The sequence below is a fragment of the Mesorhizobium sp. L2C066B000 genome (genome assembly GCF_000502335.1).
GTDB lineage: Bacteria > Pseudomonadota > Alphaproteobacteria > Rhizobiales > Rhizobiaceae > Mesorhizobium.
Window position 1 is genome coordinate 771949 of record NZ_AYWZ01000001.1, and the last position, 26276, is coordinate 798224.

General features: G+C 62.3%; 27 protein-coding genes. 16 read left to right on the forward strand and 11 right to left on the reverse strand.

The features are described 5' to 3' along the window. Nucleotides 1–19: 19 nt before the first annotated feature. Entirely contained in the window at nucleotides 20–877 is an 858-nt protein-coding gene (locus X733_RS162160) for a protein-L-isoaspartate O-methyltransferase (protein ID WP_023817670.1), read from the reverse strand. A gap of 153 nt (nucleotides 878–1030) precedes the next feature. Beyond that, nucleotides 1031–2389 carry an Nramp family divalent metal transporter gene (locus X733_RS162155; RefSeq protein ID WP_023817672.1) on the reverse strand — a complete coding sequence of 453 codons (1359 nt, stop codon included), beginning with the start codon at nucleotides 2387–2389 and terminating at the stop codon, nucleotides 1031–1033. 260 nt (nucleotides 2390–2649) lie between these two features. Here X733_RS162155 and mntR point away from each other — a divergent pair, with 260 nt between their 5' ends. Together mntR and X733_RS162145 are read left to right on the forward strand one after the other, a co-directional pair. Further along, nucleotides 2650–3105: a manganese-binding transcriptional regulator MntR gene (mntR, locus tag X733_RS162150; protein ID WP_023705845.1), complete on the forward strand. Its 456-nt coding sequence runs from the start codon at nucleotides 2650–2652 to the stop codon at nucleotides 3103–3105. Nucleotides 3106–3196: 91 nt separating this feature from the next. After that, entirely contained in the window at nucleotides 3197–3385 is a 189-nt protein-coding gene (locus X733_RS162145) for a hypothetical protein (protein WP_023705844.1), read from the forward strand. Nucleotides 3386–3413: 28 nt separating this feature from the next. Here the strand turns inward: X733_RS162145 and X733_RS162140 are convergent, their stop codons facing one another. Continuing rightward, nucleotides 3414–5480 (reverse strand): hypothetical protein, encoded by a 2067-nt coding sequence (locus X733_RS162140; protein WP_031193009.1) that lies wholly within the window; start codon nucleotides 5478–5480, stop codon nucleotides 3414–3416. A 187-nt stretch (nucleotides 5481–5667) separates the two neighbouring features. On the opposite strand from X733_RS162140, the gene X733_RS162135 reads away from it, so the two are divergent. The 5 genes from X733_RS162135 to X733_RS1000000171250 all read left to right on the forward strand — a co-directional run bounded on the left by X733_RS162135 (nucleotide 5668) and on the right by X733_RS1000000171250 (nucleotide 9079). Continuing rightward, on the forward strand, nucleotides 5668–6603 hold the full coding sequence (locus X733_RS162135) for a neutral zinc metallopeptidase (RefSeq protein WP_023705842.1): 936 nt from the start codon (nucleotides 5668–5670) through the stop codon (nucleotides 6601–6603). A 176-nt stretch (nucleotides 6604–6779) separates the two neighbouring features. After that, the gene (locus X733_RS162130) at nucleotides 6780–8045 is read left to right on the forward strand and encodes a tetracycline resistance MFS efflux pump (protein ID WP_023748194.1); all 1266 of its coding nucleotides are present in this window, start codon (nucleotides 6780–6782) and stop codon (nucleotides 8043–8045) included. Beyond that, the gene (locus X733_RS1000000171245) at nucleotides 8042–8164 is read left to right on the forward strand and encodes a hypothetical protein (RefSeq protein WP_023817676.1); all 123 of its coding nucleotides are present in this window, start codon (nucleotides 8042–8044) and stop codon (nucleotides 8162–8164) included. The genes X733_RS162130 and X733_RS1000000171245 overlap by 4 nt, the downstream gene beginning before the upstream one ends. Beyond that, complete coding sequence (locus X733_RS1000000170615; RefSeq protein ID WP_280790515.1) at nucleotides 8164–8778, forward strand: aldo/keto reductase; 615 nt, start codon at nucleotides 8164–8166, stop codon at nucleotides 8776–8778. The genes X733_RS1000000171245 and X733_RS1000000170615 overlap by 1 nt, the downstream gene beginning before the upstream one ends. Then, complete coding sequence (locus X733_RS1000000171250; RefSeq protein ID WP_196813688.1) at nucleotides 8729–9079, forward strand: aldo/keto reductase; 351 nt, start codon at nucleotides 8729–8731, stop codon at nucleotides 9077–9079. The genes X733_RS1000000170615 and X733_RS1000000171250 overlap by 50 nt, the downstream gene beginning before the upstream one ends. Before the next feature lie 9 nt (nucleotides 9080–9088). Here the strand turns inward: X733_RS1000000171250 and X733_RS162125 are convergent, their stop codons facing one another. The 3 genes from X733_RS162125 to carA all read right to left on the reverse strand — a co-directional run bounded on the left by X733_RS162125 (nucleotide 9089) and on the right by carA (nucleotide 11016). Continuing rightward, nucleotides 9089–9472 carry a helix-turn-helix transcriptional regulator gene (locus tag X733_RS162125; RefSeq protein WP_023748195.1) on the reverse strand — a complete coding sequence of 128 codons (384 nt, stop codon included), beginning with the start codon at nucleotides 9470–9472 and terminating at the stop codon, nucleotides 9089–9091. Nucleotides 9473–9483: 11 nt separating this feature from the next. Continuing rightward, on the reverse strand, nucleotides 9484–9735 hold the full coding sequence (locus X733_RS162120; protein WP_023748196.1) for a type II toxin-antitoxin system RelE/ParE family toxin: 252 nt from the start codon (nucleotides 9733–9735) through the stop codon (nucleotides 9484–9486). 63 nt (nucleotides 9736–9798) lie between these two features. Beyond that, nucleotides 9799–11016, reverse strand: coding sequence for a glutamine-hydrolyzing carbamoyl-phosphate synthase small subunit (gene carA / locus X733_RS162115; protein ID WP_081740610.1), 1218 nt, complete (start codon nucleotides 11014–11016; stop codon nucleotides 9799–9801). A gap of 260 nt (nucleotides 11017–11276) precedes the next feature. Here carA and X733_RS162110 point away from each other — a divergent pair, with 260 nt between their 5' ends. After that, nucleotides 11277–11726: a GatB/YqeY domain-containing protein gene (locus tag X733_RS162110; protein WP_031193012.1), complete on the forward strand. Its 450-nt coding sequence runs from the start codon at nucleotides 11277–11279 to the stop codon at nucleotides 11724–11726. A gap of 110 nt (nucleotides 11727–11836) precedes the next feature. Continuing rightward, a complete protein-coding gene (locus tag X733_RS162105) occupies nucleotides 11837–12394 on the forward strand; it encodes a GNAT family N-acetyltransferase (RefSeq protein WP_023672441.1) in 558 nt (185 codons plus the stop codon). Nucleotides 12395–12401: 7 nt separating this feature from the next. On the opposite strand, the gene X733_RS162100 is transcribed toward X733_RS162105, so the two are convergent. Together X733_RS162100 and X733_RS162095 are read right to left on the reverse strand one after the other, a co-directional pair. After that, nucleotides 12402–13583 (reverse strand): MFS transporter, encoded by a 1182-nt coding sequence (locus X733_RS162100; protein ID WP_023672442.1) that lies wholly within the window; start codon nucleotides 13581–13583, stop codon nucleotides 12402–12404. 93 nt (nucleotides 13584–13676) lie between these two features. Then, nucleotides 13677–15341 carry a Na/Pi cotransporter family protein gene (locus X733_RS162095; protein WP_023817681.1) on the reverse strand — a complete coding sequence of 555 codons (1665 nt, stop codon included), beginning with the start codon at nucleotides 15339–15341 and terminating at the stop codon, nucleotides 13677–13679. A gap of 387 nt (nucleotides 15342–15728) precedes the next feature. Here X733_RS162095 and X733_RS162090 point away from each other — a divergent pair, with 387 nt between their 5' ends. The 5 genes from X733_RS162090 to X733_RS162070 all read left to right on the forward strand — a co-directional run bounded on the left by X733_RS162090 (nucleotide 15729) and on the right by X733_RS162070 (nucleotide 21581). After that, entirely contained in the window at nucleotides 15729–16097 is a 369-nt protein-coding gene (locus tag X733_RS162090; protein WP_023731620.1) for an RcnB family protein, read from the forward strand. 171 nt (nucleotides 16098–16268) lie between these two features. Next, a complete protein-coding gene (dnaG, locus tag X733_RS162085; protein WP_023683795.1) occupies nucleotides 16269–18209 on the forward strand; it encodes a DNA primase in 1941 nt (646 codons plus the stop codon). A gap of 412 nt (nucleotides 18210–18621) precedes the next feature. Next, nucleotides 18622–20646 (forward strand): RNA polymerase sigma factor RpoD, encoded by a 2025-nt coding sequence (rpoD, locus tag X733_RS162080; protein WP_023672446.1) that lies wholly within the window; start codon nucleotides 18622–18624, stop codon nucleotides 20644–20646. A 191-nt stretch (nucleotides 20647–20837) separates the two neighbouring features. Beyond that, nucleotides 20838–21131: a GYD domain-containing protein gene (locus tag X733_RS162075; protein ID WP_023672447.1), complete on the forward strand. Its 294-nt coding sequence runs from the start codon at nucleotides 20838–20840 to the stop codon at nucleotides 21129–21131. 69 nt (nucleotides 21132–21200) lie between these two features. Beyond that, nucleotides 21201–21581 carry a DCC1-like thiol-disulfide oxidoreductase family protein gene (locus tag X733_RS162070; protein WP_023697082.1) on the forward strand — a complete coding sequence of 127 codons (381 nt, stop codon included), beginning with the start codon at nucleotides 21201–21203 and terminating at the stop codon, nucleotides 21579–21581. Between the two features lie 45 nt (nucleotides 21582–21626). On the opposite strand, the gene X733_RS162065 is transcribed toward X733_RS162070, so the two are convergent. Further along, on the reverse strand, nucleotides 21627–21884 hold the full coding sequence (locus X733_RS162065) for a DUF2798 domain-containing protein (RefSeq protein ID WP_023697083.1): 258 nt from the start codon (nucleotides 21882–21884) through the stop codon (nucleotides 21627–21629). A 272-nt stretch (nucleotides 21885–22156) separates the two neighbouring features. Here X733_RS162065 and X733_RS162060 point away from each other — a divergent pair, with 272 nt between their 5' ends. Both X733_RS162060 and X733_RS162055 read left to right on the forward strand, forming a co-directional pair. Further along, nucleotides 22157–22834, forward strand: coding sequence for a PadR family transcriptional regulator (locus tag X733_RS162060; RefSeq protein WP_023741123.1), 678 nt, complete (start codon nucleotides 22157–22159; stop codon nucleotides 22832–22834). 101 nt (nucleotides 22835–22935) lie between these two features. Next, nucleotides 22936–23229 (forward strand): HlyU family transcriptional regulator, encoded by a 294-nt coding sequence (locus tag X733_RS162055; protein ID WP_023817685.1) that lies wholly within the window; start codon nucleotides 22936–22938, stop codon nucleotides 23227–23229. A 71-nt stretch (nucleotides 23230–23300) separates the two neighbouring features. On the opposite strand, the gene X733_RS162050 is transcribed toward X733_RS162055, so the two are convergent. Together X733_RS162050 and X733_RS162045 are read right to left on the reverse strand one after the other, a co-directional pair. Further along, entirely contained in the window at nucleotides 23301–24335 is a 1035-nt protein-coding gene (locus X733_RS162050; RefSeq protein ID WP_155924147.1) for a hypothetical protein, read from the reverse strand. Beyond that, nucleotides 24325–26031 carry a molecular chaperone HscC gene (locus X733_RS162045; RefSeq protein WP_196813689.1) on the reverse strand — a complete coding sequence of 569 codons (1707 nt, stop codon included), beginning with the start codon at nucleotides 26029–26031 and terminating at the stop codon, nucleotides 24325–24327. Before X733_RS162045 ends, X733_RS162050 begins: the two co-directional genes overlap by 11 nt. Nucleotides 26032–26276 lie beyond the last annotated feature (245 nt).

Below are 26276 nucleotides of genomic sequence, written 5' to 3' on the forward strand. Positions count from 1 at the left end.
TGCCGGCCGACAAGGGTACCTACCGCCGTCGCCCGCCGCCAAGCGCCTGCGACGAAAACCAGACGTCGCCGATGATGGCGGTGGCGGTCCGGTCCGGCGCCCTGTCTGATGTCAGCCAGATCGAACGGCTGCGCGCCGCCTTCTGGAGGTCGGGGATTTTGGCCGCCGAACCGGCCGCCGAGGCGCCGACGCAGGGGATGAACCACGAGCGCATGAAGGGGTCGCAGGCAAAGCCCTTGTCGTTGCGGGTTACCATCACGGCCAGGCCGACGCCCTGGGACGGACGCCAGGGAAAGATCATGCGGCCACCGGGTTTCAGCGCCCGCAGCCAGGCAGCCGGCGGTGCGACGACACCGGCATTGACATAGATGATGTCGGACGGCGGCAGATCGCCGGTGACGGCATCGCCGTGGACGACGCCTACATTGCCGTAGGTTTCGAGATTCTTTGTCGCTCTGGCAGCAAGATCTGCCTCCAGTTCGAAGGCGGTCACCGGGCCGGGCGCAACCAGCCGCGCCAGCAAGGCGGTGTAGTAGCCTGTGCCGGCGCCGATATGGGTGACGGCCTCGTCCAGTCTGGGGGCGATCCTGCCTATCCACATGGCGTGCAGGGAGGGTTCGCCATTGTTGATGCCCTTGTCGGCATCGAGCGCCACCAGCACGTCCTGATAGATGTGAACAGGATCGGCGCTCGGCGTCATGATCTTGCCGTTGCCGGTGGTGAGCGCCCTGCCGGCGACTACCGCCCAGGGTCCGGGACCGAGAAAGGCCTCGCGCGGAACGGTGGCGAACGCCTCTTCGAGGCGCGGATCGGCCGAGCCGGCATTGGCCGCCATCAGCTGCGCGTAAAATTTCCTGGCGTCTTCGACACTTGTCATGATGGCCGGTAAGATAGCGCAAGCCGCCGGTTTGTCGCCGTCTTGAGCAATTCCAGGAAAAGTGTGAGGCGGCTTTCCGCCCGGAATTGCGTCAAAACAAGAGATTGAGCAGTTCGCCGTTTCGGCGAAACGGCGAACTGCTCAAGAAGAAACTCAGCCGACGCCGAAGACGGTGTCGTAGAGCAGCTTGAAGTTGAGCACCAGGATGACCGCCGCGACGACCCAGGCGAGGACCGCCACGCCGCGGGGAATGGCAAGGTTGCCCATCTTCTTCTTGTCGGAGACGAACTGCACCAGCGGGATGACTGCGAAGGGCAACTGCATCGACAGTACCACCTGGCTGAAGACCAGCAACTGGCCGGTGCCCTTTTCGCCATAGAGCGCGGTGACGACCACCACCGGGACGATGGCGATGCCGCGCGTCAGCAGCCGGCGCGCCCATTGCGGAATGCGCAGGCGCAAAAAGCCTTCCATGACGATCTGGCCGGCAAGCGTTGCCGTAACCGTCGAGTTGAGGCCGGAGGCCAGTAGCGCCACCGCAAACAGGATGGAGGCGATGCCGAGGCCGAGCAGTGGCGACAAGAGCTCGAAGGCCTGGCCGATCTCGGCGACATCCTGATGACCGGTGCCATGGAAGGCCACCGCCGAGACGATCAGGATCGAGGAGTTGACGAACAGCGCCAGGACGAGCGCGATGGTCGAGTCCGTCGTCGCCCATTTAATGGCGTCGCGCTTGCCTTTTTCGGTCCGTTCATAGGCGCGTGTCTGTACGATCGAGGAGTGCAGGTAGAGATTGTGCGGCATCACCGTGGCGCCGATGATGCCGATGGCGATGTAGAGCATCGCCGGATTGGTGACGATCTCCGTCGACGGCACGAACATCGAATGCAGGATCGAGCCGACCGGAGGGGCAGCGGCAAAGATCTGGATGGCGAAACAGCCGAAGATGATGATCAGAAGCGCGATGACGAAGGCTTCGAGATAGCGGAAACCCTTGTTCATCAAGAGCAGCACGATGAAGGCGTCGAGCGCCGTCAGCAACGCGCCGCCGATCAGCGGAATGCCGAACAGAAGCTGCAGCGCGATCGCCGTGCCGATCACCTCGGCGAGGTCGCAGGCGATGATGGCGAGTTCGCAGGCGATCCACAGCACGAAACTGACGGGACGCGGATAATAGGCGCGGCAGGCCTGGGCGAGGTCGCGGCCGGTGGCGATGCCAAGCCGGGCGGCAAGCGCCTGCAGCAGGATCGCCATCAGGTTGGACAGCATGATGATGAACAATAGCGTGTAGCCGAACTGGGCGCCGCCGGCGAGGTCGGTGGCCCAGTTGCCCGGATCCATATAGCCGACCGAGACCATGTAGCCCGGTCCCATGAAGGCGAACAGGCGGCGGAACCAGACGCCGGACTGCGGCACCGCAATCGTGGAGTTCACCTCGCGCAGGCTGGGAGGATTGTCCTCCGGCCTGTCAAATCGCCAGGATGATCCCAAGGTTGCGTCGGCTTCGGACATGGAGGGCTTTCCATTGGATGGATTGATGTCTCTCATCCTATCTACGCCAGGGCTCAACATTATGCAATAGGCTATATTTCATTGTATGTGCTTCTCATGAGGCAGCCAAGGGCCCAGAAAGGGGGTGATCGCAAACGCCGGTTGCGCCTGCTATGGAATGCAAATAAACGGCTGGAACAGTTAAGCCCGTGCTATGAATGGCAAAGGGCGATTGATTTGTCGAAAGCCAATTCTTGCCAAAAGGTATGAGGGAACACGTATTGGCACTGAAGCATAAACCGGTTCGACGCGAAGAGCCGCTTCCGGATGCCGATGTCCATTCCGAAGGCTTCAGGCAGCAGCGCCAAGCGCGCCGCAGCGCGCTGGTCGAGGACTATGTCGAGCTGATCGCCGACCTGATCGAGGACGGCAACGAGGCGCGCCAGGTGGATATCGCGGCGCGGCTCGGCGTCGCCCAGCCGACCGTGGCCAAGATGCTGACCAGGCTGTGCGCCGATGGGCTGGTCTCCAGAAAACCGTATCGCGGCGTTTTCCTGACCGATGCCGGCCGCAAGGTTGCGGAAGAAAGCCGCATTCGCCACCAGACGGTCGAAGCGTTTTTGCGTTCGCTCGGCGTCAGCGCCGAGACGGCGCGCATCGATGCCGAGGGCATCGAGCACCATGTCAGCGCCGAGACGCTGGAAGCCTTTCGCAAGGCGATGATAGCGCCGCGCTGAGTCGCGCCGGCGCCGCACCACTGGAACCTCCGCACGTCAGGCTCGTTGCTCCTGACGTTGCGCGTGATTGCTGCGCGCCAAGGAGGAAAACATGGGCGTCGAACAGGCACCGACCGCGAAGGGCAAGCAGGCGGCCGAGGGTTTGAGGCAGACAGCGGCAAAGGACGAACGCAAGACCGAGGCCGAAGCCGGCCAGCCGATGAAGAAGGGCGCCGCGCGTTTCGAGGAACGCTCCAAAAGCTCGGACGGCAAAAGCGCCGGCACCAAGCAGAAGATCTGAGTTCTGTTCGCAAGCGGCAACCTGCCGCTCATTCCTCGGTGTCCTGCACCCAACTGCGCGGATGGCCGTCGACGCGGAACTGGAATATGAAATAGGGCGGAATGCAGGAGCCCTTGCCAGGCTTGGCTGCGGCCAAATCGTCGTAGCCGGCGGTGCAGATATAGTCCTCGCGGCAGGGATGCGCCTTGCCGCAGGCGCGCAGGCCGGCGGTCTTGGTGAATTCCTTGGTGCAGAATTTGTGGTCCTTGCCCGACGCGATGCAGTCGTTGAAACCGGTCTTGGCGAGGCGGCCGCAAGTCGCCTCGTCGGGAAGCTTGTCGCAGCTTGCCTTGCGCAGCATGCCCCCGGGAAAGCCACCGGTCTTCTGCTCGGGGTTGTCGTAGCGTTGGCGCGCCGCGCCATAGCCAGCGAGCTTGATTACCGGTTTCTTGTCGCGCGCCGGATCGATGGCGCAGGCTTTTGCGGTGGCCGGCGACAGGCGGCAATATTTGTCGCTGCCCCAGCTCGACATCTTGATCTCGCCGAACTCGACGGGGTCGCCGACTGCGGTGGCCGCCTCGCTGACGCAGGTGCCGAAGCCCGGATGGATGTCGCTTTCATGGACGCCGGCGCAGCGCAGGCTTTCGCCGCAGCTCCAGTCCTTGAAGCTGGCATCCTCGCCGCTGTAGCAGATCGAGCCCCAGCCATTGTAGAGATCGGTGCCTTTCAGCGCTTCGGCGAGTTTGGCGTCCGGACGGGCGGCGAAGCCGCGGGAGAAATCCGGATGGCCGCCTGTGGCGAAGTCCTCGACGATCGCGCGGCGGCGCGGCAGGTCGGCGAAGAACACCGCCGAGCCGGGGACGAAGACGGCGTTGCGGCGCGGCTCGCTGGCCGGATCGGCGCCGGTGTAATGGAAGCCGGCAATGCCGTGCGTCTGGTGGCAGCCGGTGCAGGTCATTTCGTTGAGACGCAGATTGAAGCCGGCCACCGATTTCACGCTGCGCAGCGTGTTGCCCCTGGCGACATAATTCTTCAGCGCCTCGTCGATATCGCTGTCATCGAGCAGCCCATAGGCGATGTTGTTTTGCGATCTGGCCATGCCGCCGGGTGCGACCGAGACGGCGCTTGTCGCCAGGAACTTGTCGTCGATGACCAGCCGGCCGCGATCGAGGTCGTAGAGGTTGCGGTCGGTCAGCAGCCATTTGGCGAAGGCCGGCCGGTCGGCCAGAACCACTTTCCGGTCGATCTGGTTCTCCATCTTCGATTCCTGGAAGGTGGACGTCGTTGGGTCCCATTTGAAAATCTTGAGGAGATATTCGGCGTGGCCGCCGAAGTCGCGGCGGCTCGAGGCCGACAGCCGGAGAACCTGCATGTTCAGCTCAAGCCGCATGATCTGCGACGAATTCAGCATGGCGTTGGAGAGCGGCCCTTCGTCGGAGCGCAGCCAGGCTGCCAGTTGCTCGGGCGCAAGGTTCTTCTGGCCGGCGGCGAGCCAGCGCTTGGCGATTTCGGCACAGGAAATGGCGGTGGCGCTTGGACGGTCTCTCGAAGCGCGGGGGCGAGCCTCGCCGGGCCTGGCGTTGAAGACCAGACTCATGGTCAGCGGCAGCCGCGACGAGATGCGTTGCGCTGTCTTTCCCTTCGTGGGCTTCTCCGCCACCGAATAGTGGAAGCGGTAGATCAGCCTGATCTCGCCGCATTCGGTGTGGCCGAGATAGCCGCGGTCCATGCGGTTGACGATGCCGGTCAGGTCGAGCGTCGAGCCGTCATCGTCGATGTATTTCGGGTTGAATTTCTGGCTGGTGTCCTTCGACTTGGCCATGGCCGCGACGTAAGGATCGGGGCTATTGGCAGGCTCGTCGGCGATCTCCTGCTTGACGGCGTTGCGGACAGGGGTCAGCGCGCGCACCGAAAACAGGCCGCGATTGTCGACCTCGCGCGTGAGACCCAGCGCCGGGCCGAGCAGGCGGCTGATCGAGAGGCCGCCACGCTCAAGCGCCTGCAATGTCTCGGAATCGGTTACGGCGACGCTGGAATCGAGCGTCACGGCGCGCGCCGGCGACGGGCCGAGGCATAGCACCACCGCCAGCAGCAGAAATCGACCGATCGTCCGCAAGTCCCCGACACCCCCGTTCGAACCGGATGCTACAGCACGCATGCCGCCTGGACCAGAGTGCGAACGCGATGCCGCTGCCACGAAAAATACTGTGACTTGGCGCAACCATTGCGATAATTGTCTGTTGGGTCGGACTGGGCCACGACATCGGCCAGGCCAGCCGAAAATTTGCATACGGGGAGTTGCCATGCTCTGGAAGGGCCGCCGTCAGAGTGACAATGTCGAGGACGAGCGCAGCGACAGCGGCGGCGGTGGTGGTTTCGGCGGCGGCAGCCCTGGCCAGTTCCGCATCCCGATCGGCGGCCGCACCGGCGGCGGCGGCAGCATCCTGCTGGTCGTCCTCGTGGTGCTGGCCGGATGGTATTTCGGCTTCGATCCGTCGCAGATCCTGGGCACTGGCGAGGGCGGCGGCGTGCTGCCGGGTGGCGGTGGCCAGATCACCGACAACAGCGGCGGCCAGGACGACGGCGCTGGCACGCCTGCTTCCGACGAGATGAAGCAGTTCGTGGCGACCGTGCTGGCCGAGACCGAAGAGACCTGGACCGGCATCTTCCAGTCGCAGGGCCTGAAATACGAGGACCCGAAGCTTGTGCTGTTCAGCGGCCAGATCCGCTCGGCCTGCGGCTCCGCCTCGACGGCAGCCGGACCGTTCTATTGTCCCGGCGACCACAAGGTCTACCTCGACACCACCTTCTTCCAGCAGCTCGACCAGCAGTTCGGCGCCTCGGGCGATTTCGCCCAGGCCTATGTGATCGCGCATGAAGTCGGTCACCATGTGCAGAACCTCACCGGCATCCTGCCCAAGTTCAACCAGATGCGGCAGTCGATGGGTGAGGCGGAAGCCAACCAGATGTCGGTGCGCATCGAGCTGCAGGCCGACTGCTTCGCCGGCGTTTGGGCGCATTTCACCGCGCAGAAGGGCATTCTGGAACAGGGCGACATCGAAGAGGCGCTCAACGCCGCCAAGCAGATCGGCGACGATACGCTGCAGAAGAAGATGCAGGGCTATGTCGTTCCGGAAAGCTTCAACCACGGGACGTCGCAGCAAAGGCAGACCTGGCTGGCGCGCGGCTACAAGAGCGGCAAGCTGTCGGATTGCAACACGCTGACCGGTCCGGTTTGAGGCGCTCGCAAGTTCCAGCCGACCGCGGTTCAAAGCGCATCCGTCGGCGGGCCGATTCACCACCGGCAACAGATGTCAGGAGGAGAACGCCTGAGGCGTTCTCCTATTGTTCCAAAGTGACGCCTCGCCTATAACGGGCGCCCGCCCAAGGGCGGTCCCAGGGAGCAGACGCCATCATGATCGACCCCAAAACCGCCAGGCGGGGCCTTGCGCTCGTCTTCACCACGCTGCTGCTCGACATTATCGGCTTCGGCATGATCATGCCGGTGCTGCCGGCCTTTCTCAGGGAGCTTTCTGTCGTCGGCATCAGCGAAGCGGCGATCGAGGGCGGCTGGCTGTTCTTCGTCTATGCCGCGATGCAGTTCTTCTTCGCGCCGATCATGGGCGGGTTGAGCGACCGCTTCGGGCGGCGGCCGATCCTGCTTGCCTCGGTGCTAACATTCTCGATCGACAATCTGATCTGCGCCATCGCCTGGTCCTATCCGATGCTGTTCATCGGCCGCGTGCTGGCCGGCATTTCGGGCGCCAGCTATTCGACGACGTCGGCCTTCATTGCCGACATCTCGAACGACGACAATCGGGCGAAGAATTTCGGTCTGCTCGGCATCGCCTTCGGCGTCGGCTTCGTCATTGGGCCGGTGCTGGGCGGGCTGCTCGGCACGTTCGGGCCGCGGGTGCCGTTTTACTTTGCCGCCGGGCTTGCCTTCGTGAACTTCCTCATCGCCATGTTCTTCCTGCCTGAAACGCTCGATGAAAAGCACCGCCGCCGCTTCGAGTGGAAACGCGCCAACCCGGTCGGCACGCTGCTGCAGATGCGCCAATATCAGGGCATCGGCTGGATCGGGCTCGCCTTCTTCCTGATGACGCTCGGCCACATGATGTATCCGGCGGTGTGGTCGTTCGTGTCCAACTACCGCTATGGCTGGAGCGAGCAGCAGATCGGCTTCTCGCTCGGCGCCTTCGGCCTGTGTGGGGCGATCGTCATGGCGACGGTGCTGCCGCGCGTGATCCCCAAACTTGGCGAGTGGAAGACGGCGGTGATCGGCCTGACCTTCACGGCGGCCAGCGCCTTCGGCTATGCCTTCGCCTCGCAAGGCTGGATGATCTATGCGGTGATCGTCGTCGGCTGCCTGGAAGCACTGGCCGATCCGCCGCTGAGAAGCCTCGCCGCCGCCAAGGTGCCGCCATCGGCGCAAGGCGAATTGCAGGGCGCGATGACGTCGATCTTCTCGATCACCTCGATCATCACGCCGCTGCTGTACACCGCGATCTTTTCCTGGTTCACCGGGCCGAATGCGCCCGTGGTGTTCGGCGGCGCGCCCTATCTGGTTGGCGCGTGCTTCCTGACGCTTGCCGTCATTGTCTTTGTAACGAAAGTTGCGAGGCCGACGGCGGTGAAAAGCGTTGCCACCGGCGCTGCGGAAGATGGAGCCCAGATATGAGCCATGACAGCCGCATAAAGCTGACCAACGACGGTTTGTCGCTGTCGCGGCTGGTGTTCGGCGCTGGCGCCTGCTCGACAGCGCCGCGCGCCCGGACGCCGATCAGGTCGCGCGGCTGATCGGCACTGCGGTCGATCTCGGCCTTACCAGCTTCGACCATGCCGATATTTACGGGCATTACCAGGTGGAAGCTGCCTTTGGCGCCGGCTTGTCGCGCTGGAAGGGCAAGCGCGACAGCATCGAGCTGATCTCGAAATGCGACATCATTCTGGCATCGGCCAACCGGCCTCAGAACCGGCTGAAGCATTACGACACCAGTGCGGCCCATATTGCGGCCTCGGTCGACCGTTCGCTCGCCAATCTCGGCACTGACTATCTCGACCTGTTGCTGCTGCACCGGCCGGATCCGCTGATGGATGCCGACGAGACGGCGGCGGCCCTTGCCGGGCTGGTCAAGTCAGGCAAGGTGAGGGCGGTCGGGGTCTCCAACTTCACGCCGTCGCAGTTCGACCTTCTGGCTTCACGGCTGCCGTTTGCCTTGGCCACCAACCAGATCGAGATGTCGGTGCTGAAAACCAATGCGCTGACCGATGGCAGCCTCGATCACGCGCATAGGCATGGTTATNGACCTTCTGGCTTCGCGGCTGCCATTTGCCTTGGCCACCAATCAGATCGAGATGTCGGTGCTGAAAACCAATGCGCTGACCGATGGCAGCCTCGATCACGCGCATAGGCATGGTTATGCGCCGATGGTCTGGTCACCGCTCGGCGGCGGCTTGCTGTTCACCGGCAAGGAAGGGCGCGAGGCGCGGGTCAGGGCGGCAATCGCGGCGGTGGCTGCCGAGATCGGCGCCGGCGACCTCGCCGCCGTCGCCATCGCCTGGCTGCTGCGTCATCCGGCGCGGCTGGCGCCGGTGCTGGGCACGATGAAGCCCGAGCGGCTGGCCGCCATGGTCAAGGCGCTGGAGATCAGCCTCGACCGCCAGCAATGGTTCGCCATACTGGAGGCCAGCGAAGGCCGGCCGGTGGCGTAAGGTCAGATACTAGGCTTCGATCCATTCGCTGGGCACGTCCAATGCCTTCGACAGCATGGTGCTGGTTTGCGCCGATGGCTTGCGGCGATTGGATTCAAGGTCCGACAGGAAGCCCTGGCTGACTCCGATGGCATCAGCCAACTCGGCCTGCGTCAGCTTGCGCCAGTTGCGCAGCGCCTTGAGCCGGCTGGAACCTCGCAAAATATCCATGGTCACCTCGGCGGGCAGGGGCTTTTCAGTTTTGAACTCGGCCTTCCGCTCATCGTAGATCGCCACATCCGCAGCGTCTTCTCTGGCTTCTTCGGCGGCATGCAGCAATGCCTCGTAGTCAGCCTTCGGGATGACGACCAGTTCTTCCCCGGTTGAAGTCCTTATGATTTGCGGAGCGTTCATGATGTGCTGTCCTATGGCCGGCTGTAGGTCGTCGTTTCGCGCTTGCCGATGTAGATCGCTAGGATTGTCGTGCGATCTTCATCAAATATAACGCGGTAGCGACCGATCCGAAGTCTGTAACCGTCTCGGCCGGCAAGACGTTTTACATCGCCACGCCCGCTGATGGCATAAGTGTTCAAACCTTCAGAGACCTGCTCGCGGACATCGGCCGGCAGGTTGTCGAGATCGCGAGCTGCCGACACCGAGAGGATGATCGTCTTCACTCGCGCAATATCGCAGATTTATCGCTCGAGGTTAAGCGATATTATCACTGGTACATAGAGGGCTCAGGCCCGTTCGGCCAGCAGTTCCTCGCCGCGCTTTTCGCGGATCAGATTGACGAAACGGCGGAACAGATAATGCGAGTCCTGCGGACCGGGCGAAGCCTCGGGGTGATGCTGGACCGAGAACACCGGACGGCCGGTCAGCGCGATGCCGCAGTTCGAGCCATCGAACAGCGAGACATGGGTTTCCTCGACGCCATCTGGCAGCGAGTCGGCATCGACGGCAAAGCCGTGGTTCATCGAGACGATCTCGACCTTGCCGGTGGTGTGATCCTTGACCGGGTGGTTGGCGCCGTGATGGCCCTGGTGCATCTTGGCGGTCTTGCCGCCGAGCGCCAGGGCCAGCATCTGGTGGCCGAGGCAGATGCCGAATACCGGGATGTCGGTCTTCAGCAGGTTCTGGATGACCGGCACGGCGTAGTCGCCGGTGGCTTCCGGGTCGCCGGGCCCGTTGGAGAGGAAGATGCCGTCGGGCTGCATGGCCAGGATCTCTTCCGAGCCGGTGCCGGCCGGAACCACGGTGACCTTGGCGCCGAGGCCGGAAAGCAGGCGAAGGATGTTACGCTTGACGCCGTAGTCGATGGCGACGACGTGCATCGACGGCTCGGCCTGTTCGCCAAAGCCTTCGTTCCACACCCAGGGCGTTTCACTCCAGACCGAGGACTGGCCCGAGGTGACTTCCTTGGCGAGGTCAAGCCCGATCAGGCCCGACCAGGCGGCGGCCCGCCGCTTCAAATCGTCGAGGTCGAAGATGCCGTCGGGCGCGTGCGCAATGACGGCATTGGGCATGCCCTTTTCGCGGATCAGCGCGGTCAGCGCCCGGGTGTCGATGCCCGACAGCGCGACGATGCCGCGCTTCTTCAGCCACTGGTCCAGCCCGGTGTCGGCGCGGTAGTTGGACGGGTTGGTGACATCGGCCTTGAACACCGCGCCAACGGCGCCGGCACGGGCGACCGGGTTCAAGTCCTCGATGTCTTCGTCATTGGTGCCGATGTTGCCGATATGCGGGAAGGTGAAGGTGACGATCTGGCCGGCATAGGACGGGTCGGTGAGAATTTCCTGGTAGCCGGTGAGCGCGGTGTTGAAGCAGACTTCGGCAACGGCGGAACCGGTGGCGCCGAGGCCGCGACCCTCGATGACGGTGCCGTCGGCCAGCACCAGGACGGCGGTCGGCTTTTCGGTTGCCCAAGGCGGGGTCAGTTCGGGGGTCATCTCGGCCATGGCGACGCTCCTGTCACGCTGCGCGCTTCGATGGCGGGCCATCTGCGCAGCAAACGGCGCGGCCGATCTCTCGAGCCTGCGCGCATCAATTCTTTGTCTTGTGCAAGGCCGAGTACATAGGGGAAGGCGCCAGAGCGGTCAATGATGCCCGTGCCAAAAACGGCGAGCATTTGTTTCGTCGAACGATATCAGGGCTTTGGCGCGTTTGCTTTGCGGATGGGCCGCGGTTATTGTCCGCGCCGTTCGAAGGAGAAAGCATCATGCGCGCAAAAATCGCCGAATCCCTGAAAAGCGCGATGAAGGCGCAGGACAAGCACCGGCTGCCGACGCTCAGGCTGATCCAGGCCGCCATCCACGACCGCGACATCGCCAATCGCGGCTCGACCAAGGACCCCGCCAGCGACGAGGAGATCCTGCAGATCCTGGCCAAGATGGTGAAGCAGCGCGAGGAATCGGCCAAGGCGTTCGAGGACGGCAAGCGCCCGGATCTGGCCACGCAGGAGCGTGGCGAGATGGAGATCATCCGCGGCTTCCTGCCGACGCAGCTGGACGACGCCGCCGTAACAGCTGCGGCGCGCGAGGCGATCACTGCTACCGGTGCCGCCAGCCAAAAGGACATGGGCAAGGTGATCGCTGTGCTGAAGCAGAAATATGCCGGCCAGATGGATTTCGGCAAGGCCAGCGGCATCGTCAAAGGCCTGCTGCAGTAGGAGCCGACACCACTTCAATGGCGAAGGAGAGCAGGGGCATTACCTCTGGGCAAGAAACGGTCCGCACCGGCTTAAGCGAGCCAAGCCTTGACCTGCCGGAGAGACCCACCATAATCGAAATCGTCAAACCCACGCTCGAACATCTGCCCTCCTACAAGGCGGCGCTCGAGCGCGGCTGGTCGCCGGACAATGTCCGGCTGATGGAAGCGACGCGCGAGCAACTTGCGGCGATCGACGAGGATCCCGCGGCGTTCCTTGCCAGCCTCGACGATCCCGAGGCCAAAGGAGGCCCGATTACCTTGCCGGACGGCACGACAGTGCCGCGGCTGCCGGGCTTCCGGCGCTGGATCTGGGACGGCGAGGCCGCCGGCTCGATCGGCTTTCGCTGGCAGCCCGGTACGGCCGCACTGCCGTCGCATGTGCTCGGCCATATCGGCTATGCCGTGGTGCCGTGGAAGCGCGGACGAGGCTATGCGACCGAGGCGCTGCGGCTGATGCTGGACGAGGCGAGGGCTGTTGGTTTGCCATATGTCGAGCTCACCACCGACCTCGACAATCCGGCCTCGCAGAAGGTGGTGCTGGCCAATGGCGGCCGTGTGGTCGGTCCGTTCATCAAGGACGCCGCGTATGGCGGCGCCGAGAGTTTGTTGTTCCGGATCGATTTGTAGTCCGACGCTATTCGGCCGGTGCCGGCAGCGGCGGCGCTGCCCGGCTGCGCCCCTCCCAGATGTAGGAGGCAAGTGCCACCACCACCGCCACCAGCATGGCGGCAGCGCCCACAACCGGCAGGCTGCGATAGCCGTAGCCGGCATTGAGCATGGCAGCGCCCAGCGACGCGGCGAGCGCGATGCCGACATTGAAGCCGGAGGGGATGAGCGAGGAGGCGAGGTTGGAGGCGTCCGCCGTCCAGGCCAGGATGCGGGTCTGGATCGGCGTGCCTATGGCGAAGTTGAGGCCACCCCAGATAACGATGGCGATGACCATCGGCACGGGGTAGGGGCTGACGGCATAGATCACGCCCAACATCACCGCCTGCAGCGCAAGCATGGTGATCAGCGACGGCATCAGCTTCCAATCGGAAAGCTTGCCGCCGAGAAACACACCGACGGTGGCGCCGACGCCGTTGAGCAGCAGCACCCAGGGGATCAGGCTCTCGTCGAGATGGGTCACCTCAAGCAGTGTCGGGGTGATGTAGGTGAACAGGCCGAACTGGCCGATCATCAACGTCAGCATCAGGATCAGCGAGGTCCAGACTTGCTGGCGCGCCAGCACGCGAACCTCGCTGCCAAGACTGGCGGATGGCCTTGATGCGCCTGTCGTGCGCGGCAAAAGCGCAGCCATGGCGGCAAAGGCTACCACGCCCAGCGCGCACATCACCCAGAAGGTGGCGCGCCAGCCCCAGAGATTGCCGATTGCGGTGCCGGCCGGCACGCCGATGACATTGGATACGGTGAGGCCGGAGAGGATCACAGCCACGGCCATGCCGCGCTTGTCCTCGGGCACGAGGCCGACAGCCACTACCATGGCGACGCCGAAATAGGCGCCGTGTGCGACGGCGACCGCAATGCGCAAGAGCAGCATCGAGGTAAAATCGGGCGCCAGCGCGCAAGCGGCCTGGCCGATGGTGAAGGCGACGGTCAGGCAAAGCAGCAGCGTCTTGCGGGAAATGCCCTTGGTGGCGAGCGCCAGCAATGGCCCACCAACGGCGATGCCGCCGGCGTAGCCGGAGACGAGATAGCCGGAAGTCGGGATCGAAACGCCAAGGCCGTCGGCCACTTGCGGCAATACACCGGCGATGACGAATTCGGTGGTGCCGAAAGCAAAGGCGGCAATGAACAGGGCAATGAGCGGGAGCATGGCGGAAGCGATCCTCGGATAAGGTCGCCTCAAACCATGGATGGGGTTCGTGGGCAATGCAGAAATTATCGACGCCGCTTTAGGTTTTCTTGATCAGCTTGCCTTCAACCGCGACCCACCCAGCAACCCGCGCTCTTCCAGCACCGGGTAGGCCATCGACGCCAGCAGCGAGTTGATCTGCTTCAGGTCGCGGATGGTGTCGAGGTGGATGGAACTTGTTTCGACGCTCTTGGCGGTGCCGTCGCGCAGGCGCACGAAATGGCTGGCGCTGGTTTCCTTTTCGCGGTCGCGCAGCCGGTCCTTTTCCAGCACCAGCTGGCGGGCGGTCTCAGGGTCGCGCGACACCAGCACGTTGAAAGCAAGCCTGGCATTGGCCAGCACCGAGGTGTGAAAGGCGAGCAGCTCGCTCCAGCCCTCGGGCGTGAACTCCAGCCCGCGCTCGAACTTCTTCTTCACATGCACCAGCATGTTGCGCACGATGATGTCGCCGACCTGCTCGAGCTTGACGCAGGCGCCTATCAGCTCCTGGCAGCGCAGCGCCTCGTCCTCTGTGAGCGAGTTCCTGGTCAATTTGGCCAGATAGAGCTTGATCGCCGCGTGCTTCCTGTCGACGCGGTCGTCAAGGGCGGCCAGCGCCTTGATCTTGTCGCCGTCGGCGCTTTCATACAGCTCGATGATGCGCTTGAGCATGATCTCGACCGTCTCGCAGACGCGCACCACCTCGCGGGTGGCGTTGGCCAGCGCCTGGCTCGGAACGTCGAGCGCGCCGTCGTTGAGGGCGGAGAGTTCGACCACATCGAGCTCTGTAGCCGGCGCTGGCTTGGTGCCCATTGCGACGATCTTCTCAGAGGCACGATAGATCAGGCTGGCAAGCGGCAGGCCGGCGAGCAGGATCAGCACATTGAACAGGATGTGGGCGTTGACGATCTGGTCGGGCACGGTGGCGCCGAGGAAGGCGACCGGCGGCTTCAGCGTCATGAACAGGATCAGCATCATCAGCGAGCCCATGCCGCGCATCAACAGATTGCCGATCGGCACGACGCGCACGCCAGGTTCGGCACTTCGGGTGAGCAGCGGCGCGATGATCGACGAGCCGAGATTGACGCCGAGCACCAGCACGATGCCGAGTTCGGGCGGGATGAAGCCGCGGCCGGCCAGCGTGACCATCAAAAGCACGGCGGCGATCGAGGAGTGGAACAGCCAGGTGACGAGCGCGGCGAGCAGATAGGCGGTGACGTAGTCGCTGGAGAAATATTCGATGATGAGCGGCATCAGCGTGCTCTGGCGCAGGGGCTCCGAGGCTTGGCCGATCATCTCCAGCGACAGTACCAGAAGGCCGATGCCGACCAGGATGCGGCCGAACTGGCGCCAGTCGCGCCGCTCGGTGGCCATGAACATGACCGTGCCGGCGACGAGGCAGATCGGCACCAGCAGCGTCAGATCGAAGGTCAAGAGCTTGACCACCAGCGCCGAGCCGATCTCGGCGCCGCGCACCGCCAATTGGCCCGACATGCCCGAGACGATGCCGGCGCCGGCGAAGGAGCCGACGAGAAGCGTGACGGCGGTCGAGCTCTGCAGTGCGATCGACAGGCCGCAGCCAGCCAGCACCGCCATGATCGGATTGCGCATGGTGGAGCGCAGCCGGTGACGCAGCACGTCGCCATAGGCGCGCTCGACGCCTGTCTTGACCATGCGGGTGGCAAACAGCATCAGCGCCACCGAGCCCGCCAGATGCAGCAGGACGACGGAGCCGCTCACTTCGAAACCCGCACGCAGACAGCTACCGCGACGCGGAGGGCGCGCAGTGCAGGGAGGAAAACGGGGCTGCGAATCATGGTCATGACAGTCCTGAACAATATCCGGAATATTTTAGCCGGATAATAAAATCTTGTCGATTTCAAGAGCCGTCGCGGCGCGACAGGGCGTGTCGGAAAATGGACGGATGCGCAAATGGTTGCATGGCGGATCCCTGGCGATGGGAGCGGATCGTCCGATTTGCCGGACTCCCGGCAATCGCCTTTGCGATGATGTTCAAATATCCAGGATAAGCACAGGATTTCATTATGTAAATGTAAGGCTAGTGTTCAGTTTCGGTTCATCCTTCGGGGGCTATTCCCTAGGCATCGACAACCAAGGAGCCCCGCTATGAAACGTGTTGTTCTTCCCGCCCTCGCTTTCTCGATGCTGGCCGCCACTTCGCTTACCGGCCAGGCCGCACCGGTGAACGCACCGGTCGCACCGCAGTCGAATTACACGCGGGTCGACTGGCAGAGGCCCGGCAAGCATGTCGATGTCAGGAAGCGCGTCGTGAAGAAGACGGTGGTCGTCAAGCGCAGCCATTGGCGCAATGGCCAGAAATATTCCAGCTGGAAGCGGCACCAGCCGATCCGCGATTATGGCCGCTATGGCCTGCATCGCCCCGGCCGCGGCCAGGAATGGATCCGCGTCGGCAACGACTATGTTCTGGTCGGCGTCCTGTCCGGCATCATCTTCGGCGCCGTTGCCGCGCAGTAAGCCCGGCCTCGCCGGCGCAATGCCGAGACTTGAAAGGAGGCGGCCCGAAACGGCCGCCTTTCTTTTGGCTGTAGAAACCGGGCTTTTTGGCTGTGGAAACCGGGTATGGTCCGCAATAGGGGTCGTCGGATTCCGCGCGCATGATTATATGAGGGACAAACGAGTTCCCCAATGCGCTTTCCGCCCGCCTTTCTCGATGAGATACGCGACCGTGTGCCGATTTCATCGGTCATCGGCCAGCGCGTCGCATGGGACAGGAAGAAGACCAACGCCTCGCGCGGCGACTATTGGGCCTGTTGTCCGTTCCATGGCGAAAAGAGCCCCTCCTTCCACTGCGAGGACAAGAAGGGCCGCTATCACTGTTTCGGCTGTTCGGTGTCGGGCGATCATTTCAAGTTCCTGACCGAGCTCGACGGATTAAGCTTTCCCGAAGCGGTCGAGAAGATCGCCGACATGGCCGGCGTGCCGATGCCGGTGCGCGACGAGCGGGAAGAACAGCGTGAGAAGGAACGCGCCAGCCTGACCGATGTCATGGAGATGGCGACTGCCTTCTTCCAGGAGCGGCTGCAAGGACCGGAGGGTGCAAAAGCCCGCGCCTATCTCAGGGATCGCGGGCTGACGCCGGCGACGCAGCAATCGTTCCGGCTGGGCTTTGCGCCCGACAGCCGCAATGCGCTGAAGGAACATCTTGCCGCCAAGGGCGTGCCCAAGGCCGACATCGAGGCCTGCGGGCTGGTGCGTCATGGCGACGACATCCCGGTCTCCTATGACTGGTTCCGCGATCGCATCATGTTCCCGATCCCGGATTCGCGCGGCAAGATCATCGCCTTTGGCGGCCGCGCACTGGCACCCGATGCGCTGGCCAAATACATGAATTCGCCCGACACGGAGCTCTTCCACAAGGGCAACGTGCTCTACAATTTCGCCCGCGCCCGCAAAGCGCTGGCGAAAGGCGGCACGGTGATTGCCGTCGAAGGCTATATGGACGTGATTGCGCTGGCGCAGGCCGGCTTCGAGAATGCCGTGGCGCCGCTCGGCACCGCGCTCACCGAAAACCAACTCGAACTTCTGTGGCGCATGGCGCCTGAGCCGATGCTGTGCTTCGACGGCGACCAGGCCGGGCTGAAGGCGGCGTGGCGCGCCGCGGATCTCGCGCTGCCGTCGGTGCAGGCCGGGCGGTCGGTGCGCTTTGCGCTGTTGCCGGAGGGCAAGGATCCCGACGATCTGGTCAAGGCAGAAGGGCCGGACGCGTTTCGTGCCGTGCTGGCGGAAGCGCGGCCTCTCGCTGATTTGTTGTGGATGCGTGAGACATCCGGTGGCGTCTTCGACACGCCGGAGCGGCGGGCGGGGCTGACAAAGACGCTACGCGAACTGACCAGCCGCATCCGCGATGAGAGCCAGCGCTACCACTACCAGCAGTGGATGCGCGAGCGGGAGCTGACCTTCTTCAGCGCCCAGCGCGAAGTGCGGCAAGGTCGCCAGGACTGGAAACCGGGGCAGGGCAAAACGCCCGCACCCGGCGGACAGTTCGCCAAAGGCAGCGGGGCAGGCGCGCGCGCCGCGATCACCGAAAGCCTCGGCCGCTCCGCCATGGTCAAACGCGGTGGCGAGATGATGTCGGTGCGCGAGGCGACGATCATCGTAGCCCTCGTCAACCATCCGGCGCTGATCGACGAGAACTTCGCCCATGTCGAGTTCCTCGATCTCGCCAACACCGATCTGCAGCGGCTGCACGCCGCCATCCTCGATGCGATGGCGCACGACATGGCCAATGACCGTAGCGCGGTGATCGCCACCATCGAACGTGCCGGCTGCAGCGATATCTGGGGGCGCGCCGTGGCGCTCATCCAACGGGCCAGGCAATGGCCCGCGCTGGAAACCGCAGCGCTTGACGATGCCCGCGACGCCTTCAACCAGGCGCTGCACTTGCAGCGCAGCGCGCGCACCTTACATAAGGAGCTGAAACAGGCGGAAGCAGCGCTCGCCAGCGATCCCACTGACGAAAACTACCGGCACCTCATCGAGATTCAGGCGCAATTCCGTGATGTACAAGCAACGGAAGCGCTGATCGAAGGCTTCGGTGTGTCCTCGGGCAGGGGTGGGCGCGTGTAGGTCGAAACCTGCGCAAGAATGGATGATGTACGTGCTGCGCGTCGAATCGACGCCTCTAAGTCGGGTAATTGATTCGCTTTTTTGATGCGAATCATGCGAGAGGCGCTTGACCTTCTGGCAGAATGACGGAATCAGGACGATTCGAAACCTTAACCCGTGCCGGCGTCGATGGAAATGCACTGACGCGAGGTGCTGATCACTGGACAGGCTGTCAGCCTGCCACAGATATCAGGGTTAATCTGGACTTAATGCATATCGCCCAAAAGTGAAAACCGGTTTTGGGGGCACGATATGAACAAACAAAAGAGTTGATTCGGTTACCGGCCCGGTTAAGCGCCACCAGCGCATGTAGTTTGACCGGTGCGGCAGCTACGCGGCTTCGATGCTCGGCCGCTAGGAGAAGATAAAGACTATGGCGACAAAGGAAAAGGAAGAGGTCGAGACCGAACGTGAAGGCGCCACCGATGGGCCTCTGCTCGACCTTTCCGATGATGCTGTCAAGAAGATGATCAAGGCCGCCAAGAAGCGCGGCTATGTGACTCTCGACGAACTGAACGCGGTGCTGCCGTCGGAAGAGACCGATCCGGATCGCATCGAAGACATCAATGCGATGCTGTCCGACATGGGCATCAACGTGGTCGAGGACGACGATCAGAGCGAGGAGCCCGAGGCCGCCGACAGCAATGCCGACGCCGAGGAAGACGCCAACGAACTGGCCGAGCAGACCGGCACCGCCGTCGCCGCTACGACCACCAAGAAAGAGCCGACCGACCGCACCGATGACCCGGTGCGCATGTATCTGCGCGAGATGGGCTCGGTCGAGCTCCTGTCGCGCGAGGGCGAAATCGCGATCGCCAAGCGCATCGAGGCCGGCCGCGAGACGATGATCGCGGGTCTCTGCGAAAGCCCGCTGACCTTCCAGGCCATTATCATCTGGCGTGACGAGCTCAACGAATCCAAGATCCTGCTGCGCGAGATCATCGACCTCGAAGCCACCTATGCCGGCCCCGAAGCCAAGCAGGCGCCGGTGGTCGAGCGCATCGAGGAGGCGCCCAAGGCCGAGGACAAGCCGAGGCGTGGACGCGACGAGGAAGACGACATCACCAATGTCGGCGCCGACACGCGCGGCCTAGTCGATGACGACGAGGAAGACGAGGACGAGGCGAGCCTGTCGCTGGCGGCGATGGAAGCGGAACTGCGCCCGCAGGTGATGGAGACGCTCGACGTCATCGCCGACACCTACAAGAAGCTGCGCAAGCTGCAGGACCAGCAGGTCGAGAACCGTCTGGCCGCGACCGGCACGCTGTCGCCAAGCCAGGACCGCCGCCTGAAGGAGCTGAAGGACCAGCTGATCAAGGCGGTGAAGTCGCTGTCGCTCAACACGGCGCGCATCGAGGCGCTGGTCGAGCAGCTCTACGACATCAACAAGCGGCTGGTGCAGAACGAAGGCAAGCTGCTGCGCTTGGCCGAAAGCTATGGCGTGCGCCGCGAGGAGTTCCTCAAGGAATATCAGGGCTCCGAGCTCGACCCGAACTGGACGCGCTCGATCGGCAACCTGACCTCGCGCGGCTGGAAGGAATTCACCAAGAACGAGAAGGACGCGATCAAGGATCTGCGTTCGGAAATCCAGAATCTCGCCACCGAGACGGCGATCTCGATCCTGGAATTCCGCAAGATCGTCAACCAGGTGCAGAAGGGCGAGCGCGAAGCCGCTATCGCCAAGAAGGAAATGGTCGAGGCCAACCTGCGCCTCGTCATTTCCATCGCCAAGAAATACACCAATCGCGGCCTGCAGTTCCTCGACCTGATCCAGGAAGGCAATATCGGCTTGATGAAGGCGGTCGACAAATTCGAATACCGCCGCGGCTACAAGTTCTCTACCTATGCGACATGGTGGATCCGGCAGGCGATCACGCGTTCGATTGCCGACCAGGCGCGCACCATCCGCATCCCGGTGCACATGATCGAAACGATCAACAAGATCGTGCGCACGTCGCGCCAGATGCTGCATGAAATCGGCCGCGAGCCGACGCCGGAGGAACTGGCAGAAAAGCTCGCAATGCCGCTCGAAAAAGTGCGCAAGGTGTTGAAGATCGCCAAGGAGCCGATCTCGCTCGAAACCCCTGTGGGTGACGAAGAGGATTCGCATCTGGGCGATTTCATCGAGGACAAGATGGCGATCCTGCCGATCGATGCGGCGATCCAAGCCAATCTGCGCGAGACCACAACGCGGGTGCTCGCCTCGCTGACGCCGCGCGAGGAGCGGGTGCTGCGCATGCGCTTCGGCATCGGCATGAACACCGACCACACGCTGGAAGAAGTCGGCCAGCAGTTCTCGGTGACGCGCGAGCGTATCCGCCAGATCGAAGCCAAGGCGCTGCGCAAGCTCAAGCACCCGAGCCGGAGCCGCAAGCTGAGGAGCTTCCTCGACAGCTGATACCGGCAACAGACCAGCATTCGAAAAGGGCGCCGATGGCGCCCTTTTTGTTGCCCGGGTGAAGGCTCTTGTCGCACATCTCCGTCGGGAGGATACTTGCCTGGTCGGATGCATGTTCTGGGCGAAAAACCGGATGTCCGCCCAGGCTGATGTCCTCAGCCGTGCTCCGTGGCGCCGGAGGGAGGTGTGTGATGACAACCTACATCCTGCTGATGAACTGGACGGAACAGGGCGCCAGAAATATCCGAGAGTCGCCGAAGCGGCTCGATGCCGCCAAGAAGCAACTGGCCGACATGGGCGGCTCGTTCAAGGCGTTTTACCTGACTATGGGCGAATATGACATGGTGGCGATTATCGAGGCGCCCGACGATGCTGTGCTTGCTCGTTTCGCGCTGATGCTGGCAACGGGTGGCAGCGTCAAGACGCGAACGCTCAAGGCTTTCCCGGAATTTGCCTATCGCGAGATCGTCACTTCGCTTGGATAGCGCTGGGCGCGGGTCCGTGCGGCTCGGCGTCATATTGCGGGGCCGTGCCGTCAGGGCGATAGTCGCGCCATGTCCAAGCCTGCGCTGACCGTCTGGTACAACACACGCTGCCCCGTCTGCGATGGCGGCATCACCCGGCAGAAACGGCGGCTGATCGAGGCGATCAAGGCCGGGCGGATCGAATTCCGCGACATCAACCTCGAACCGGCGGCGCTCTCTGGCTACAGCGCCTCGCTGGAGGACATACGCCGCCGGCTGCATGCCACCGATGCCGAAGGCAGGCTGCTGGTCGGCGCCGATGTCGCGGTTGCCGTCTGGCGGGCGACGCCGGGCGAGGGCTGGCTGGCGACGCTCTTCGGCAATCCGGTCGCGCTGCCGCTGACGCGCTTGGCCTATGATCGTTTCGCCGATCTTCTCTATGCCTGGAACCGGCGCAAGGGCCGCTGGTAGCGAGGCAAGGCCCGAAGATATCTGCGGGCCTTACCGTCATGGGCGTTACCGGGACGCCGGCTCGCAAAGCCAGCCGACAATGCGGCGCACCGCCGGCAGCACCATGAGCAACGTTGGGAACGCTACCAGCCAGGACAGGCCCCAGGCAGTGAGCCAGACAGCCGGCAAATCAGGTCGCAGTCCAAGGCTTTTCAGCGTCGATATGAACGAGACGATGAAGGTCATCAGCAGCGACAGCACCAGCGGACTGACGATCGCGGCATAGCGCGCCGGCAGCTTGCCGCGCTTACGGGTCGTGGTCATTTTTGGATTTTCCTGAAACATCCGGTCCGTCGCATTTGGCATCCATTGCGCCGGGTTTCCGGCGGAACTGCCCGGAAAGACCGGGGTGGATGCGTTGCTTGACGTCAGACGCTTACGGAGAGGTTTTGGCCCTCACGCGCTTTCTAGCTGCCGGCGGCGGCGAAATCAACCTTCTGGCGCCGCCTTTAGATGCATCGTAAGATATATCTTGACTCGTCGGCGGGGTAAGCCTAATTAAGATGTATCGTAAGATATAACTCAAGGAGCAATTCATGCACAGACATCATCCCTTTGGCGAGCGCGCCGAGCGCGCATTCCTGCACATGGCAGGCAAATTTGGTGGAAGAGGGGGCGGCGGCTTTGGTCCGTTCGGCCACGGCGGACGTGGCGGTGGACGCGGCGGCCCGGGCGACATGTTTCGTGCCGGGCGCATGCTGGCCGACGGCGATCTCAAGCTGATCACGCTGTCGCTGCTGGCCGAGGCGCCTCGCCACGGCTACGACATCATCAAGGCGCTGGAAGAGCGCACCAGCGGCATCTACAGCCCGAGCCCGGGCGTCGTCTATCCGACGCTGACCTTCCTGGAAGAGGCCGGCTATGCGGCTTCAGCCGCCGACGGCAACAAGAAGGTGTTTTCGATCACCGAGGCGGGCCAGGCGCATCTCGCCGAGAACCGCGAGATGATCGACGGCGTGCTGGAGCATCTCGAGCGCTTCGGCCGCAAGATGGCGAAAGCGCGGGACTGGTTCGGCTGGAACGACGACGGCGAGGAAGGCGGACGGCGTGGTGGACGGGGTCGCTCGGATGCCCGCGAGGAGTTCCGCGCCGTGCGCCACCGGCTGCGTGCCGCGCTCGGCGATCTCGTCGACGCGCCGGCTGAAAAGCAGGCCGAGGCGATTGCAGTCCTGGAAGCCGCCGCTGAAGCCCTGGAAGCGCTATCGCGCGGTTGACCCCTGGCGAGAACGCTTGCCCGTTCGACTGAGGAACGGTACTGAAAATCATCCTGCACCGCGAGACGTGGTGCAGGATGATTGCCGTTGGAGGAAGCCCCATGTCTTTTCTGAAGCGTCTTTTCGGTGGTGGCGGCGAGGGGGGCGAGCCCAAGAGCGCAGCACCGGCAAAGCAGGTTGAGCACAAGGGATTTTTGATCAGCGCCACGCCCTACAAGGCGGAGGGGGGCCAATACCAGACCTGCGGCGTGGTTTCGAAGGAAGTCGACGGCGTGATGAAGGAACACAAATTCATCCGCGCCGATCGCTTTGCCGGACTGGACGACGCCGTCGACATCTCGATCAAGAAGGGCATGCAGTTGGTCGACGAGCAAGGCGAGAAGATCTTTGGGTAGGGCCTGCGGTGGCCAACATTTGCACCGGTTGTTTATCTTTTCCGCCGATTTCCGCTCGATAATTTTTCGGCCTATGGCTCCGGCATCCCACTCATCTTTTTGAAACATTCGTCAAACGACAGATTACGACAGAGGTCGCGAAGAACGCCTGCGGGCACTTGTTGTGTGGCATCGGGCCGTGAGAATGTTTTCGCGGGCTCATTTGAGCCAGAAAGCGCGGCAGCAAGTTTAACAAGCACAAAGATGATCATAACCCATACCCACCCGGAAATAGGTGATTGACGCGCCGAACCGGTGGCTTGGCTCGATGGTGCGATCGTTTCGGGCTCAGGGTCCTGTTGCGGCGCGGACGCCATACGATATTGGGGTGCCGTCTCAGGATCGATTAGCGCGTGCAACCAGTCAAGCTGTTGACGCTCCCAATAGTTTGATCCGCGATTGTGTGTCCAGCCAAAGCGTTCGTCAAGCAAGTCAAGCAAGCGCTGCATCATCCAGGGCTTGGCCGACGGACGCTGCCGCTCGCCGAAGCCTGATTGTTCGCAAACATAGGTCCGCATGCGGGTTTCAAACTCTTGAATGTCATCAATCGTCTGTAGGAGCTCGCCATCCAGAATTGCCAGCCAGCTGTCTATTCTCTGCCATTTTCTTGGTTCGGTGATAAGCGACTCGACAGCTTTCATGGCGCGAAGGGCAGGCGCTTCGGTGGCAATTGAAGCCGTGCGGGCTGGAGCCGCTTCTTTCGGTGCATCTGGTTCGATATTTTCGATAAGGAGCGTCTCCATATCATCTTCCATGGCCCGCAAAGCGCGTGCTTCGAGGATAGCGGGAAGCGGACTCTCGTTGGACAGTGGCACGTTCTTCAACGCGGGCGTGTCGGTGTCTTCGGCAATTTGTGTCTCGTCAGGGGAAGTAATTTTCTTGAAATACTCCCGCCGGTTGACCTGATCGCGCGCCTGCTCGAATGCGTGACGCAATGCAATGAAGCTGTCGCGATCCTCATCGACGTTGATTAGTTTGAGCTTTGTAGCGTAGGCGCGCTTGATCTCGCGTTCGGTGACGTCTTCCCGGTCGGATATTCCGAGCATGGAAAACGCATCAATAAACATCGTACTTCTCTAACGCTTCGAGTTTTCCCGTGATTTGGGATCGCACTGCGGCGATTTCCTTGGGATGTTGCCGGGCAAGGATTGCCTCGAATTCCCCAAGCCATGCCGACAACATCTTGCGTTGCGGCCCCAAGGCATTTTCAAAAGCTTTCGTGATGCGCGCGACGAGCGCCGCGTTAAACGCTTCTTCGCGTGGATGGATTTTGATCCGTTCAAGTTCTGCCAGGCGTTGCAGAATGTCTTTTTGCGAAAGAGCGCCCGGATTGCCTTCTATGACAAGTCGATGAGCCTTGCCATTGGTGACGACCGTTGCGATGACTTCAAGCACTCCGGACGTATCGTAGGTAAAGCGAACATCGACCGCTTCATTTGCGTTGCGGTTGACGGGAACAGGAACGCTCAATGTACCTATCTTCACATTGTCGCGTACCAGCGGCGCCTCGCCCTGAAAGACATTGAGTTCCACTTTCTGCTGACCAGGAACTACAGTATTGAAACGCTCAACCCGGCTCGCTGGAATAACCGTGTTGCGCTCGATGATTGGAGCAAAATATCCGGGCAGGGTTTGGCTATTCGGTCCGACTTGATGATTTGTCTCGATACCCAAGGTGAAGGGTGAAACATCGGTCATGACGATGTCGTCGAGCGCCTGATGCCGGGAAGCAAGCCCGGCCTGTACCGCCGCGCCCAAGGCCACGACATGATCTGGGTCGAGATCATGTTCCGGAAAACGCTTGAAAAGCTTGGTTATTGTAGACTTGATGATTGGCATTCTCGTTGCACCGCCAACGAGAATGATCCGGTCGATCTGGTCGTTGCTTAGGTTTGCGTCGCGCATCGCGCGCTGTAAAGGGGCCTTCATCCGGTTGACTAACTGCGTCGTTGCCTCCTCAAAACGATCTGCAGAGACGGAAAGATGCTTCTGTTCGCTGTCCAGGACATATCGGATATCGGCGTCTTTGCTGGTTGAAAGCTTGTGCTTTGCTTCGTCAGCCAGCGCACGCAGCCGTGACAGATCTCCCTTTCCCAAATCTTCACGGCCAAGATCCTTGCCCAACAACGCCACAAGGATATCCGTGAAGTCTTCTCCGCCCAGAAATGCGTCCCCGGCCGACGCTCGCACCTCCATGACGCCAGAAAACATCTCCAGAATTGAAACGTCGAATGTGCCGCCGCCAAGATCCACGACAAGAAAGGTGCTTTCATCGTCCTTGCGATGCAGGCCATAAGCCAAGGCCGCCGCGGTCGGTTCATTGATCAGCCGGCTTACCTTAAGACCTGCGAGTTGTGCGGCAGCGATCGTTGCCTTGCGTTGCACATCGTTGAAGTAGGCCGGCACGGAAATAACCGCATCGTCAATAGGGTGCTGGAAATGCGCCTCGGCGTCCGCTTTCAAGGAGCGCAGAATGAACGCGGACAACTCTTCCGGTCGAAATGCCTTGCGGCCGAGACGAACCATGTGATCCGTGCCCATATAACGCTTGAATCGTGCCGTGCTTATATCGGGATTGGACACGAGCCTGTCCTTGGCTGCCTGGCCGACCAGCAAGTCACCATTGTCGCTAAGCCCCACGGCAGAAGGCGTCAGAAAAGCGCCGATAGCATTGGGGATCAATATGGGGCCTTCTTCGGTAAAATGAGCTACCAACGAATTGGTCGTGCCAAGGTCAATGCCGAGAATTGGGAACTCAGACAAACAAGTCTCCATGAGCGGTTAAGACGTATGTGACTTGCGCATACTGTACTTGGCATAAAACTCAAAATGGAACTTATCTGAATGATAAAACCCATGTGAAGAAAATTCACCCGACAACGCGTACACGGTTACGTGGCGATCTCGCGGCGCGTTTCACTACATGCGCTACTCCGTTCCGGTCGACATTCGTGCAACAACAAAAGAGGCAGGCGCCGGAGCGCCTGCCTTTTTTAATGCAGGTGGGA

Coding starts and splice junctions, on each gene's coding strand:
- X733_RS162065 (WP_023697083.1), bottom strand. CDS start 21,884: ATGACCACGACCCGTAAGCGCGGCAAGCTGCCGGCGCGCTATGCCGCG.
- rpoD (WP_023672446.1), top strand. CDS start 18,622: ATGGCGACAAAGGAAAAGGAAGAGGTCGAGACCGAACGTGAAGGCGCC.
- X733_RS162130 (WP_023748194.1), top strand. CDS start 6,780: ATGATCGACCCCAAAACCGCCAGGCGGGGCCTTGCGCTCGTCTTCACC.
- X733_RS1000000171245 (WP_023817676.1), top strand. CDS start 8,042: ATGAGCCATGACAGCCGCATAAAGCTGACCAACGACGGTTTGTCGCTG.
- X733_RS162100 (WP_023672442.1), bottom strand. CDS start 13,583: ATGCTCCCGCTCATTGCCCTGTTCATTGCCGCCTTTGCTTTCGGCACC.
- X733_RS162055 (WP_023817685.1), top strand. CDS start 22,936: ATGTCTTTTCTGAAGCGTCTTTTCGGTGGTGGCGGCGAGGGGGGCGAG.
- X733_RS162060 (WP_023741123.1), top strand. CDS start 22,157: ATGCACAGACATCATCCCTTTGGCGAGCGCGCCGAGCGCGCATTCCTG.
- X733_RS162075 (WP_023672447.1), top strand. CDS start 20,838: ATGACAACCTACATCCTGCTGATGAACTGGACGGAACAGGGCGCCAGA.
- X733_RS162050 (WP_155924147.1), bottom strand. CDS start 24,335: ATGTTTATTGATGCGTTTTCCATGCTCGGAATATCCGACCGGGAAGAC.
- X733_RS162070 (WP_023697082.1), top strand. CDS start 21,201: ATGTCCAAGCCTGCGCTGACCGTCTGGTACAACACACGCTGCCCCGTC.
- X733_RS162125 (WP_023748195.1), bottom strand. CDS start 9,472: ATGAACGCTCCGCAAATCATAAGGACTTCAACCGGGGAAGAACTGGTC.
- X733_RS162145 (WP_023705844.1), top strand. CDS start 3,197: ATGGGCGTCGAACAGGCACCGACCGCGAAGGGCAAGCAGGCGGCCGAG.
- X733_RS162135 (WP_023705842.1), top strand. CDS start 5,668: ATGCTCTGGAAGGGCCGCCGTCAGAGTGACAATGTCGAGGACGAGCGC.
- X733_RS162155 (WP_023817672.1), bottom strand. CDS start 2,389: ATGTCCGAAGCCGACGCAACCTTGGGATCATCCTGGCGATTTGACAGG.
- X733_RS162090 (WP_023731620.1), top strand. CDS start 15,729: ATGAAACGTGTTGTTCTTCCCGCCCTCGCTTTCTCGATGCTGGCCGCC.
- carA (WP_081740610.1), bottom strand. CDS start 11,016: ATGGCCGAGATGACCCCCGAACTGACCCCGCCTTGGGCAACCGAAAAG.
- X733_RS162110 (WP_031193012.1), top strand. CDS start 11,277: ATGCGCGCAAAAATCGCCGAATCCCTGAAAAGCGCGATGAAGGCGCAG.
- X733_RS162160 (WP_023817670.1), bottom strand. CDS start 877: ATGACAAGTGTCGAAGACGCCAGGAAATTTTACGCGCAGCTGATGGCG.
- dnaG (WP_023683795.1), top strand. CDS start 16,269: ATGCGCTTTCCGCCCGCCTTTCTCGATGAGATACGCGACCGTGTGCCG.